At 60.0% G+C, this 11,577-nt stretch carries 11 protein-coding genes and 1 pseudogene; 9 read left to right on the top strand and 3 right to left on the bottom strand.

Annotated elements, in window-relative coordinates; genetic code table 11:
• The 6 genes and pseudogenes from ACTG4B_RS12390 to ACTG4B_RS12365 form a co-directional block, all read left to right on the top strand.
• Positions 1-152 (top strand): annotated as a pseudogene (locus ACTG4B_RS12390) (rod shape-determining protein); the annotation flags it as partial.
• A 50-nt stretch (positions 153-202) separates the two neighbouring features.
• Complete coding sequence (gene mreC, locus ACTG4B_RS12385; RefSeq protein WP_439156013.1) at positions 203-1,081, top strand: rod shape-determining protein MreC; 879 nt, start codon at positions 203-205, stop codon at positions 1,079-1,081.
• Complete coding sequence (locus tag ACTG4B_RS12380) at positions 1,074-1,613, top strand: rod shape-determining protein MreD (RefSeq protein ID WP_439156011.1); 540 nt, start codon at positions 1,074-1,076, stop codon at positions 1,611-1,613. The genes mreC and ACTG4B_RS12380 overlap by 8 nt, the downstream gene beginning before the upstream one ends.
• Positions 1,610-3,550: a penicillin-binding protein 2 gene (mrdA, locus tag ACTG4B_RS12375; protein WP_439156010.1), complete on the top strand. Its 1,941-nt coding sequence runs from the start codon at positions 1,610-1,612 to the stop codon at positions 3,548-3,550. Before ACTG4B_RS12380 ends, mrdA begins: the two co-directional genes overlap by 4 nt.
• A complete protein-coding gene (gene rodA, locus ACTG4B_RS12370; protein WP_439156009.1) occupies positions 3,547-4,686 on the top strand; it encodes a rod shape-determining protein RodA in 1,140 nt (379 codons plus the stop codon). The genes mrdA and rodA overlap by 4 nt, the downstream gene beginning before the upstream one ends.
• Positions 4,686-5,618, top strand: coding sequence for a 2-hydroxyacid dehydrogenase (locus tag ACTG4B_RS12365; RefSeq protein ID WP_439156008.1), 933 nt, complete (start codon positions 4,686-4,688; stop codon positions 5,616-5,618). Before rodA ends, ACTG4B_RS12365 begins: the two co-directional genes overlap by 1 nt.
• Before the next feature lie 47 nt (positions 5,619-5,665).
• On the opposite strand, the gene ACTG4B_RS12360 is transcribed toward ACTG4B_RS12365, so the two are convergent.
• From ACTG4B_RS12360 to ACTG4B_RS12350, 3 genes are all read right to left on the bottom strand, one after another.
• Complete coding sequence (locus tag ACTG4B_RS12360; protein WP_439156007.1) at positions 5,666-6,901, bottom strand: diguanylate cyclase domain-containing protein; 1,236 nt, start codon at positions 6,899-6,901, stop codon at positions 5,666-5,668.
• A 74-nt stretch (positions 6,902-6,975) separates the two neighbouring features.
• The gene (locus tag ACTG4B_RS12355; protein ID WP_439156006.1) at positions 6,976-7,752 is read right to left on the bottom strand and encodes an SseB family protein; all 777 of its coding nucleotides are present in this window, start codon (positions 7,750-7,752) and stop codon (positions 6,976-6,978) included.
• On the bottom strand, positions 7,749-8,330 hold the full coding sequence (locus tag ACTG4B_RS12350) for a uracil-DNA glycosylase family protein (RefSeq protein WP_439156005.1): 582 nt from the start codon (positions 8,328-8,330) through the stop codon (positions 7,749-7,751). Before ACTG4B_RS12350 ends, ACTG4B_RS12355 begins: the two co-directional genes overlap by 4 nt.
• 196 nt (positions 8,331-8,526) lie before the next feature.
• On the opposite strand from ACTG4B_RS12350, the gene ACTG4B_RS12345 reads away from it, so the two are divergent.
• From ACTG4B_RS12345 to kdsA, 3 genes are read left to right on the top strand one after another with little or no spacing between them, the layout of a single operon-like run.
• Complete coding sequence (locus tag ACTG4B_RS12345; RefSeq protein ID WP_439156004.1) at positions 8,527-9,186, top strand: ABC transporter ATP-binding protein; 660 nt, start codon at positions 8,527-8,529, stop codon at positions 9,184-9,186.
• Positions 9,164-10,708: a capsule biosynthesis protein gene (locus ACTG4B_RS12340; protein WP_439156003.1), complete on the top strand. Its 1,545-nt coding sequence runs from the start codon at positions 9,164-9,166 to the stop codon at positions 10,706-10,708. Before ACTG4B_RS12345 ends, ACTG4B_RS12340 begins: the two co-directional genes overlap by 23 nt.
• Positions 10,708-11,541 (top strand): 3-deoxy-8-phosphooctulonate synthase, encoded by an 834-nt coding sequence (gene kdsA, locus ACTG4B_RS12335; RefSeq protein WP_439156012.1) that lies wholly within the window; start codon positions 10,708-10,710, stop codon positions 11,539-11,541. Before ACTG4B_RS12340 ends, kdsA begins: the two co-directional genes overlap by 1 nt.
• The last annotated feature ends 36 nt before the right edge of the window (positions 11,542-11,577 follow it).

The following is an 11,577-nucleotide window of genomic DNA, read 5'->3' as shown; positions in this document are numbered from 1 at the left end:
CGCTGCTGGGTCAGCTTGATCTGGCGCTGCGCGAACAGACCGGGTTGGCCATTTCGGTGGCCGACGAGTCACTGAATTGTGTGGCCCTGGGCACCGGTAGGGCACTGGAATATGAAAAACAGCTGCGGCATGTGATAGACTACGACAGCTAACCACGAGACCGAGGAGCGCCTTCGCACGCGATAACAACAGCGAAGACTTCATCGGCCCGATCCGCAGATTGCTGGTTGGGCTTTTGGTGCTGGCGCTGTTTGGGCTGTTCCTGGTCTGGCGGATCGACAGCCCAAGGGTAGAACGGTTCCGTTCGGCTGCGATCGACAAGGTGGTGCCGTCTTTTGACTGGGCCATGGCGCCGATCACCGGCATGGCCAACCTGATCAGCGATTTTCAAAGCTACAGCCAGCTGGCTGCGCAGAACCAGGATCTGCGCCGCGAATTGCAGCAGATGAAGGCGTGGAAAGAGGCCGCGTTGCAGCTGGAGCAGGAAAACGCCAAGCTGCTGGGGTTGAACAATGTGAGCCTTGACCCCGAACTGACTTATGTAACCGGCGTGGTCATAACCGACAGTGGTTCGCCCTTTCGCCAATCCGTTCTGGTAAATGTTGGCGCGCGTGACGGAATTGTCGATGGATGGCCGACCATGGACGGCATCGGACTGGTCGGTCGGATCGCGGGCGTCGGGCAGGAAACCAGCCGGGTGATGCTGCTGACCGACACTTCCAGCAGGATCCCGGTGACAATCCAGCCGTCCGGCCAAAAGGCTATTCTGGCAGGCGACAACACACTGAACCCGCCACTGGACTTTCTGGAGAACGCCGATTTGATCCGCCCCGGGGACAGGGTTGTATCGTCGGGCGACGGCGGCGTCTTTCCCGCCGACCTGCTGGTTGGTCAGGTGGCGCTGGGGGTGGATCAGCGACTGCGGGTGCGGTTGGCTGCCGATTACCAGCGTCTGGAATTCCTGCGGGTGCTGCGCGCCCCCCCGCACGAGGTGATCGCCGATCCCGGTGGGCTGTTGACACCCGGCACAGGCTTCATCGGCCCTGCCCCCCTGAACGCATTAGAGCGTGCAGATGGGTGATGTGCTTACCGCATCGACCTGGGCCAAACGGCTGGTGTTTGTGGCGCTGGCATTCTTGATCCTTGTTGTCCAGCTGGTCCCGCTGGATATGCGCCCATCCCGCTGGGCACCGCCCGACCTGCTGCTGGCGTTTACGTTGGCATGGGTCGCGCGCCGACCTGACTATTTGCCTGTCATGGTTATTGCCGGACTATTCCTGATCGCCGATCTGTTATTTCAACGTCCCCCGGGGCTTTGGGCCGCACTGGTCGTGATCCTGACAGAAACACTGCGCCGCCGTGCGCGCGAGCTGCGCAATATGCCGCTTGTGCTGGAATGGGGGACTATTGCCTTTGGCATTGTGGCCATCACGCTGGCCAATCGCGTGGTGTTGGCCGTGCTGATGACACCGCAGGCGCCCCTAGGGCTGGCGTTCAGCCAGATGGTCTTGACCATCGCCATCTATCCACTGATCATTTTTGTCAGCCACTACCTGCTGGGCGTTCGTCGGCTCGCCCCCGGTGCCGTTGATGGAAAAGGGCATAAACTATGAAACGCACCCCCAAGGACATTGTTGACAGTTCGCGCATGATCAGCCGCCGCGCGCTTGTCGTAGGGGCCACGCAATTGGGGATTGTTGGGGCCCTGGGAATGCGGCTGCGCTCCATGCAGATCGAACAGGCCGACCAATTCCGGCTGCTGGCCGAGGAAAACAGGATCAACATGCGCCTGCTTCCGCCTGCCCGCGGGCTGATCTTTGACCGCAATGGAATCGCCATTGCGGATAACGAGCAGAATTACCGCGTCGTGATGGTACGCGAAGACGCAGGCGATGTCGGTGAGGTACTGGCCCGTTTGACAGAACTGGTCGAGATCGCGCCCGAGGACCTGAGCCGCGCAATGGAGGAAATGCAGCGCCGGTCGCCCTTTGTCCCTGTGACAATTACCGATCGTCTGTCATGGGAAGACGTGGCGCGCATCAACCTGAACACACCCGCCCTGCCCGGCATCTCGGCCGAGGTGGGGTTAAGCCGAGTTTATCCGTGGGGGGCCGACGTGGCACATGTCGTCGGCTATGTCGGCCCGGTCAGCGACTATGACCTGAGCCGGATCGACGATCAGGACCCCTTGCTGCAAATCCCGAAATTCCAGATCGGAAAGACGGGCGCGGAAAACAAACTGGAACGCACCCTGCGGGGCAGCGCAGGCAACCGGCGGATCGAAGTGAACGCTGTGGGCCGCGTCATGCGCGAACTTGACCGGCAGGAAGGCATCCCCGGTAAGGACGTGCAACTGACCATCGACAGCAGATTGCAAAGCTATGTGCAGGCCCGGTTGGATGGTGAAAGCGCGGCAGCAGTTGTGATCGATCTTGAAAACGGCGATCTGCGCGCCGTGGCTTCTGCGCCTGCGTTCGATCCGAACCTGTTCGTGCGGGGCATTTCGGTGCGCGATTGGACCGGCCTGAACGCGGACAAATACCGGCCCCTTGCAGCAAAGGCCGTACAGGGGACTTACCCACCGGGATCAACCTTCAAGATGATCACCGCCCTTGCCGCGCTGGAAGATGGCGTGATCAGCGCCGATGAAACGGTCTATTGTCCGGGCTATACAGATGTATCAGGCATCCGGTTTCACTGCTGGAAACGCGGCGGGCATGGCAATATCAACCTGCATGAGAGCCTTAAGCAGTCCTGCGATTGCTATTATTACGAAGTCGCACAGCGTGTCGGCATCGACAAGATGGCCGCAATGGCGCGCAAGCTGGGTCTGGGGATCCGGCACGATCTGCCGTTGTCCGCCGTGGCCGAAGGGTTGGCGCCTGACAAAGACTGGAAGACATCTGTCCGGGGTGAAAACTGGCGGATCGGCGATACTGTCAATGCCTCCATCGGGCAGGGTTACGTGCTGGCCTCGCCCTTGCAACTGGCCGTGATGGCGGCGCGAATTGCCACCGGTCGGGCGGTGGCGCCACGGTTGGTTCGGCTGATTGACGGGGTTGAGCAACCCGGCGGGCTGGGCGAAAGTCTGGGGTTGAACGAAAACCTGCTGCGCCGCATCCGCGCCTCGATGGACGATGTATGTAACCACCAGCGCGGCACCGCGTATCGCTCTCGCATCCTGAAGGAAGACTACAGGATGGCAGGCAAGACGGGCACCAGTCAGGTGCGCCGGATCACCCCCGAAGAACGTGCCGCCGGGGTCGTGCGCAACGAAGACCTGCCGTGGGAACGCCGCGATCATGCACTTTTTGTCAGCTTTGCGCCCTATGACAACCCGCGCTACGCGCTGTCCGTTGTGGTGGAACACGGCGGGGGCGGATCGGCGGCGGCTGCCCCGATTGCGCGCGATATCATGTTGCAGGCGCTTTATGGCGGGCCGCCGCCGCTTGATGCCTATCCCGCCGCCGTGCGCGACCGGATCGCGGCCCAGCAGGAACGGATCAACGCGCGGGTGCCACCCGGCGCCACCGGGTCGGGCCGCGCATGAGCTATCTTGCCTATAATACCAAAACCGTTCCCACCGGATTTCGCAAACTTCTTTATCTGAACTGGCCGGTGATCCTGCTTTTGACGGCAGTCGCCTCGGCCGGTTTCCTGATGCTTTATTCTGTAGCGGGTGGGTCTGCGACCCCGTGGATGGAACCGCAAATGAAACGCTTTGCCGCAGGTATGGCCCTGATGGTGATTGTTGCGATGGTGCCGATCTGGTTCTGGCGGAACATGTCCGGCGTTGCCTTTGGCGGATCACTTCTGCTGTTACTCGCGGTCGAATTCTTCGGTTCTGTTGGCATGGGCGCGCAGCGCTGGATCGATCTGGGGTTCATGCGCTTGCAACCATCCGAGCTGACCAAGATCACACTGGTGATGTTTCTGGCCGCCTATTATGATTGGCTGCCCAATGACCGGGTCTCGCGCCCGCTGTGGGTGCTGTTGCCGGTGCTGTTCATCCTGATCCCCACCGCCTTGGTGATCAAGCAACCGGATCTTGGCACCGCAATTCTGCTGCTTGCCGGCGGGGGTGCCGTCATGTTTCTTGCCGGCGTTCATTGGGCCTATTTTGCGACCGTCATCGGGGCCGGCGTCGGCGGGATCGTCGCGGTATTCCAAAGCCGAGGCGCACCATGGCAGTTGCTGAAAGACTATCAATACCGGCGGATCGATACCTTTCTTGATCCCGCCAACGACCCGCTTGGCGCAGGATATCACATCACGCAGGCCAAGATCGCACTGGGATCAGGCGGCTGGACTGGGCGCGGCTTTATGCAAGGCACGCAATCGCGGCTGAACTTTCTACCTGAAAAACACACAGATTTCATCTTTACCACCTTGGCCGAAGAGTTCGGCTTTATCGGCGCAATCACCCTTTTGGCGCTGTATCTGCTGATCGTCCTGTTTTGCATAATTTCGGCGATCAGCAACCGCGACAGGTTTGCCGCCCTGCTGACGATGGGAATCGCGGTGACGTTTTTCCTGTTCTTTGCGGTCAATATGGCGATGGTCACCGGACTGGCCCCCGTGGTAGGGGTGCCCCTTCCACTGGTCAGCTATGGCGGGTCGGCGATGCTGGTCCTGCTCGTGGCATTCGGCCTTGTCCAAAGCGCACATGTCCACAGGCCCCGCTGATGATCAATGTTCTTTTCTCTGCCCAGCCCCAAACCTGGGCCGACTACGAAACCCCGCTACGCAATGCCTTTGCCAAGGCCGGGCTTGATGTGGACTTATCACGTGATCATGCACCCGAAGCGGTCGATTACATCGTGTTTGCACCCAACGGCCCGGTGACTGATTTTCGGCCCTATACCAACACCAAAGCGGTGATGAGCCTTTGGGCCGGCGTCGAAACCGTGGTGGATAACGACACCCTGACCCAGCCGCTGGCGCGCATGGTCGATGACGGGCTGACGCGCGGCATGGTCGAATGGGTCGTGGGCCATACCCTGCGGCACCATTTGGGGATGGATACCCACATTCACGGGCAGGACGGCAAGTGGCGCAACAACAGCTATCCACCGCTGGCCGCAGACCGGCCTGTCACTGTGCTTGGCATCGGGGCGCTGGGTGTGGCCTGCGGGCAGGCGCTGCATGGCCTGGGCTTTCCCGTCACCGGGTGGAGCAGATCACAAAAGGATATTGGCGATATTCGCTGTCTGCACGGGGACGATGGGCTGACTGCTGCGCTGACGGACGCACAGATCGTGATCCTTTTGTTACCGCAGACGCCGGAAACCGAAGATATCCTGAATGCAAAAACGCTTGCCCTGCTTGCGCCAGGTGCCTTTGTGATCAACCCCGGACGCGGTCCATTGATCGACGACGCCGCGCTTTTGGCGGCACTCGACAGGGGGCAGGTGCGGCATGCAACACTTGATGTGTTCCGCACAGAACCGCTACCGGCCGATCACCCCTACTGGGCGCATCCGCAGGTGACGGTGACACCGCATATCGCCTCGACCACCCGGCCGGACACAGCCGCACAGGTGATCGCTGACAATATCGCACGTGGTGAACGCGAGGCACCATTCTTGCATCTGGTCGACCGCAGCGCAGGATATTGAAAATCCCGAAGTCGACGCACCATCAACCCAGATGCCTATCAGATCTTTCATTGCCGCCCGACCGTCACCAGTCGTAGTGGCTGATCACAGCTTTGCGGTTGACCAAGGACTGCGTCGCCCGCGACACGGCCGCGGCCTTCGGCCTTTGCCTGATACAGTGCAGCATCAGCGCGTTTGATCAGCAGGTCCACAGGCAAGGCAACATGGGATTCGCTGTATCCGATGCTCACCCGGGGAAACAAGGCGACCTCGCCCCATTGCACTGGCATGCACAAGCGCTGCAAGAGGTGCTGTAAATGCGTTCTTGCCACGGTGTCGGGGCAGATTTCTTGCCACAGCACGAATTCATCACCGCCGATGCGAAAAATCCGCCCGTGGGCGCCCGCAGGCATGTTCCGCAGCCGAACCGAAATTTCCTGCAATACCTGATCGCCAGCCGCATGGCCGTGCGTGTCATTGATCTGCTTGAAATGATCAAGATCCATGCAGGCGCAGATGATCTTGCGATGGCGCAGAAGTCGTTGATAATTTGCCCATTGCGCCGAAAACTCGGCCAGCGCGCGCCGGTTTTCAAGACCTGTCAGCGGATCATGGCGCGCCGCCCAATCAAGGCTTTGGTTCACACGATGTGCCCGGATGGATATCATCGCAAAAACCGAAAGGCAGGCCAAGAGCGCAAGGACATAGGCGATCGTGGCCCCCGCCAGCACCAATGCCGTGGGGGATGCACCGCCAATCACCATTGCAAGGCGGGTCAGATAGGCCAGCGCCATCGCCAAAAACGGCAAGGTCAGCAGGAACTTGCTGTTCGTATCCAGTGATGTGGCTGTTTGCCATAACCGCCATGCCAAACACAGGCCCAGCACCCCATTGATTGCAGAACTGGAAACGAACAGGACAGCAGGGCTTTGCCAGGCAAGCGCGGCTGCGCATTGGGTCAGGGTTGCCCCGGCCCCGAACAAGGCCCAAGCGGGCCAGCGACAAGACGCCCCGAGCACCGCCATTCCCGCCAGATAGCCTGACAGAATGCCGCCAAGGGCACCCGCAATAACCAGCGTCGCCACCAGCCAGAATTCCAGTGTTGCACCAAATGCCAGCGTTGCCGTTGCCATCAGCAAGAAGAGATGCATCAGCACCAGTTCCCGCGCCCCCTTGTGATTGGTCTGTGCGCGATTCTGGTACTGGTCCAGCAAAAGCAGGACGAGCGAGAAGACAATTAGAACACTGGCAATGGCCACCACGATGCCAATATCCACGTCCCGATTGATTGCATTGGGTTCCATTTGGGGTTCACGCCGATCAGCTTCCCCACAAACCTACGGCCTCGACCTGAACAAAGCCCTAACGCGTCTCGCAATCAGCGCAGACGCGGCGGTTTGTCCGGGTCCATCCCCGGTGCGCCGGGTGCCTGCGGGGCGGCAGGTTCGGGCAGGTCGAACCGCAGCCCTACACGGGCCAGATGTGCCGCAAGCGGGTCCGATGCCCGCACGAAAAGCACATCCATCATACCCGCCTCGATCCCTGAAAATGTCAGCGCCTCGCTTGCGGCATTGGCCAGCGCCTGTTCCGCACCCGGTGTGGCATCGACAAACGCCAGCACATGTCCCTTTGCGCCGTCGTCATAGGTTGCCGCCGCAAGATAGGCAAAGCGGGCCAACCCCGCCGCAATGGCAAGTTTCCGGTCAAGCCCGCTGATCACTGCCTCTGGCAGACCCTTGGGCGCGGACACTTCGGACAGGCGCGCTTCTGTTTCGTCGGGCGCATTGGACAACGTGGCAACCAGCCAATCCACCGCATCAGACGGGATCAGCATGGCAGATGGCGCGACCTCAAGGTTCAGCGCAAGCCCGATCCCCTGCCCCGTCAGCATCTGCGCCAACGCACGACCCGGCAGCCCCGCATAAGGAGCAGCCCGGCCCACGAATTGCGACAGGCGTTCCTCGCGGTCGAACACAAGGGTAAAACGTTGATCTTCGATCTCGAACAATTCCGGTGTTACCTGATCGCCCGTCGCTTCGGCACCCAGCAGCATGAACAATTCGGTGTCGGCCAGCCGTTCGTAAAACCGCAGGCGGGCCGCATCATTGGCAGGGGCGGCCTCCATCGCGGCATGGGCCTGATCCAGATCGGTCATTGCAACACATCCTTTATACGGTTCCGCAAGGCTGGCAGCAGGTCCGCCGCAAACCACTGATTTTTCTTTAGCCACCCGGTATTACGCCACGACGGATGCGGCAAGGGAAAGACACGCGGTGCATGGTCGCGCCAGCCGCGCACGGTATCGGTGACAGTGCCCTTGCCCCCCAGATGCCAGCGTTGGGCATGCCCGCCCACCAGAACGGTCAGCGGCACATCGCCCAACCTTTGCATGACGTCATCATGCCAAGTCTGCGCGCAGATCTTTGGTGGCGGCAGATCTGATCCTGCCGCATCATAGCCCGGAAAGCAGAATGCCATCGGAACGATCGCCACCCTGTCGCGGTCATAGAAAGTATAAGCATCCATACCCAGCCAGTCGCGCAGACGATCACCGGAGCGATCGCAAAACGGTTTACCTGCCTGATGCACCCGCAATCCCGGCGCCTGCCCCGCGATCAATATGCGCGGCTGAGCCGAAAACCAGACAACGGGGCGCGGCGCATGACCCGTTGCCGTCGCGGCAAAGCGCTGACTGCACAAACGGCAGGCGGATATACGGGATTGCAGGCTCATGCCCCTGATTTAAGGCGCGGGCGGACAAAGAAAAAGGGGGCGTGATGCATGCCAGACATCTGTTTTCGTGCCAGTTCTGCCGCCGTCGTGCCGCAATTTTACAATAGAGGTGGCAAATAAACTTATGGTGCCCGGATTTTAACCCACTAATGAGAAAGATGATGTTATCCGCTCGGGGGCTAGACGCAGGTAAACGATGCTGGAATTCGCGCAGGTCAGCAAATCTTTCTGGACGGGCACGCAGCGCAAGGTAATCCTTGATCGCGTGTCGTTTCGCGTGGAACTGGGCCACTCGATGGGAATTCTTGCGCCCAACGGCACAGGCAAGACAACGCTCATCAATATGATGGCAGGGCTGGAAAAACCTGATGAAGGGCGGATTTCGCGCAGTTGCCGCATTTCGTTTCCACTCGGGTTCATGGGCGGGGTGGTGAACCGGCATACCGCAATGGAAAACAGCCGCTATATCGCGCGGCTGTATGGGTTGGACCCCGACTATGTCGAGGCGTTTTGCCGCTGGCTTTGCGGACTGGAAGAATATTTCGACATGCCCGTCGGCACATATTCGCAAGGCATGCGACAAAGGTTCACTTTTGCGCTGATGCTGGCGCTGGATTTTGATATCTATCTGATCGATGAGGGCATGCCCAACGCAACAGATGCTGAATTCAACCGCAAGGCCGGTGAAATCCTGCGCGAACGGCTTGAGAAGGCGACAGTGATCATAGTATCGCATCAACCAGCCACATTGGAACGGTTCGCCCGATCGGCGGCCGTGTTACGCGATGGGCAGTTGCATATGTTCGACACCCTGGAAGAGGCAAAAGCGCTTTATGACTATCAAACCCAGGGTTAAGAAATTTCGCATCCGTCGTGGCGGCGTGCCAGAAGGCCCGGCAGTCGCCGAGCAGACAGCCCCTTCGGGCGCAGATGGTGCCGACACGGTCGCAGATCTTGAGGCTATCAGCAAAGAAGGCCTGACCGGGCGGCAACTGCGTATGGCCCGCCGGGTGGCACACAAGCAAGGTCTTTCGGTTGCATCTGATTTTGATGCGGTTCACCAGTTGCGACAGGCCGGGATTGACCCCTTTCAGCGTCATTCCGTCTTGGAACTGATCGCGCCTGACGGCAAACTGCCCAATGGTTCGTCGGGTCGCGTTCAATTGCCGGACACGATGCAACGTAACGGCGACAATCTGCCCGTTACCGGCAGATCGGCTGTGGCTGATCGCCGTGCCAGGGAAATCACGCAAATTCAACGTGACATTGCCAGCCGCCGTCGCCGCAAGCTGGCGCTGCTGTTCACACGGCTGTCGTTCTTTGTCTTCCTGCCGACGTTCATTGTCGGGTGGTATTTTTTCACCATGGCCACCCCGATGTATGCGACAAAATCGGAAATCGTGATCCAACAGGCAGAAAGTGCCGGCGCCGCCGGGCTGGGCGGGTTGTTTCAGGGCACGTCAATGGCCACCCAGCAGGACAGCATCGCGGTGCAATCCTACCTTGCCTCGCGCGAGGCGATGCTGCGGCTGGACCGTGACCATGGCTTCAAGGCGCATTTCAGCGATCCCGCGATCGACCCGATCCAGCGCCTGCCCGAAAATGCCAGCAACGAGGCCGCATTCAAGGTCTACAGCAAAATGGTCCGCATCAGCTATGACCCCACCGAAGGAATTCTGCGGATGGAGGTAATCGCCGCCGACCCCGCCAAAAGCCAGGAATTTGCAGAAGCCCTGATCGGCTATGCTGAAGAACAGGTGGACCAGTTGACCAGCCGCTTGCGCGCCGACCAGATGCAAGGAGCGCGCGCAAGCTATGAAACCGCCGAGGCACGCCGCGCGACCGCCCTTGCCGAATGGCTGGCCATTCAGGAAGAGGTGCAGCAGATCGACCCCGCAGGCGAGACCGCCGCACGAACGCAGCAAATCGGCCGCCTGGAAAGCGAACGCCAAAGGCTGGAACTGGTGCTGCAGTCGCGGTTGAACGTCGAACGCCCAAGCGAAGTGCAGGTGCAGGCCCTGCGTGACCAGATAGCCAATATCGACGGATTGATTGCCGCGATGCGCGATGAAATGACATCGGGTGCACCGGGGGACACCTCGCAGGCGTCACGCAACACCGAACTGCGCGCCGCCGAGGAAAACTATACATTCCAGACTGTCCTGGTCCAACAGGCACTGACCCAGATGGAAGCTGCCCAGATCGAAGCCAATCGTCAGGTCCGCTATCTGTCGCAAAGCGTGAAACCGATCGCCCCGGACGAGGCGACCTATCCGCGCGCCTTTGAAAACGCACTGTTGTCCTTTTTCATCTTTTCAGGAATTTATCTGATGATTTCACTTACCGCTTCTATTCTGCGTGAACAGGTCAGTTCATGATGCATGACGTTGATATTGGCGCGTTGACCGTCAGCAACGACCGCCCGCTGCTTGTGATTGCGGGCCCCTGCCAGCTTGAAAGCGTGGATCACGCCCAGATGATCGCAGGCCGGATGGCCGAGAACTGTGCTGCTGCGGGGGCGCAGTTCATTTTCAAAGGCAGCTATGACAAGGCCAACCGCACATCATTGGGCGGCAAGCGTGGGCTTGGCATGGATGAAGGACTGAAGGTCATGCAGTCGGTCAAGGATACCATCGGGTGTCCGGTCCTGACCGACATTCATGCGCCCGAACATTGTGCCACTGTCGCGTCGGTCTGTGATGTCATGCAGATCCCTGCGTTCCTGTGCCGTCAGACAGACCTGTTGCTGGCCGCGGGCGAAACCGGCGCTGTCATCAATATCAAGAAAGGGCAGTTTCTGGCACCCTGGGATATGCCCAATGTGGTGGCCAAAATCGAAAGCACGGGCAACAAGCGTATCCTGCTTACCGAACGCGGCTCGTCGTTTGGATATAACACGCTGGTTGCTGATATGCGGTCGCTGCCGATCATGGCACGCACCGGCTATCCGGTGGTGATGGATGCAACCCATTCGGTGCAGCAACCCGGCGGTCAGGGTGGCTCCTCAGGCGGACAACGCGAGTTTGCGCCGGTCATGGCGCGGGCGGCGGTATCGCTGGGAATTGCGGCCGTGTTCATTGAAACGCATGAAGACCCGGACAACGCGCCATCGGACGGGCCAAACATGATCCCGCTGGACCAGATGGGTGCCTTGGTGCACAGCCTGATGGCGTTTGATACCTTGGCCAAGGCCGATCCGCTGCGGGTCTGACAATTTGGGGTGTGCGCCGGCGCAGCTTGGCCTAGG

The sequence above is a fragment of the Yoonia sp. genome, from assembly GCF_965660735.1.
Classification (GTDB): domain Bacteria; phylum Pseudomonadota; class Alphaproteobacteria; order Rhodobacterales; family Rhodobacteraceae; genus Yoonia.
The sequence above is the reverse complement of the archived record's forward strand: the minus strand, read 5'-3'. Positions and strand labels throughout refer to the sequence as shown.

Coding starts and splice junctions, on each gene's coding strand:
- ACTG4B_RS12380 (WP_439156011.1), top strand. CDS start 1,074: ATGGGTGATGTGCTTACCGCATCGACCTGGGCCAAACGGCTGGTGTTT.
- mrdA (WP_439156010.1), top strand. CDS start 1,610: ATGAAACGCACCCCCAAGGACATTGTTGACAGTTCGCGCATGATCAGC.
- rodA (WP_439156009.1), top strand. CDS start 3,547: ATGAGCTATCTTGCCTATAATACCAAAACCGTTCCCACCGGATTTCGC.
- ACTG4B_RS12365 (WP_439156008.1), top strand. CDS start 4,686: ATGATCAATGTTCTTTTCTCTGCCCAGCCCCAAACCTGGGCCGACTAC.
- ACTG4B_RS12360 (WP_439156007.1), bottom strand. CDS start 6,901: ATGGAACCCAATGCAATCAATCGGGACGTGGATATTGGCATCGTGGTG.
- ACTG4B_RS12355 (WP_439156006.1), bottom strand. CDS start 7,752: ATGACCGATCTGGATCAGGCCCATGCCGCGATGGAGGCCGCCCCTGCC.
- ACTG4B_RS12350 (WP_439156005.1), bottom strand. CDS start 8,330: ATGAGCCTGCAATCCCGTATATCCGCCTGCCGTTTGTGCAGTCAGCGC.
- ACTG4B_RS12345 (WP_439156004.1), top strand. CDS start 8,527: ATGCTGGAATTCGCGCAGGTCAGCAAATCTTTCTGGACGGGCACGCAG.
- ACTG4B_RS12340 (WP_439156003.1), top strand. CDS start 9,164: ATGACTATCAAACCCAGGGTTAAGAAATTTCGCATCCGTCGTGGCGGC.
- kdsA (WP_439156012.1), top strand. CDS start 10,708: ATGCATGACGTTGATATTGGCGCGTTGACCGTCAGCAACGACCGCCCG.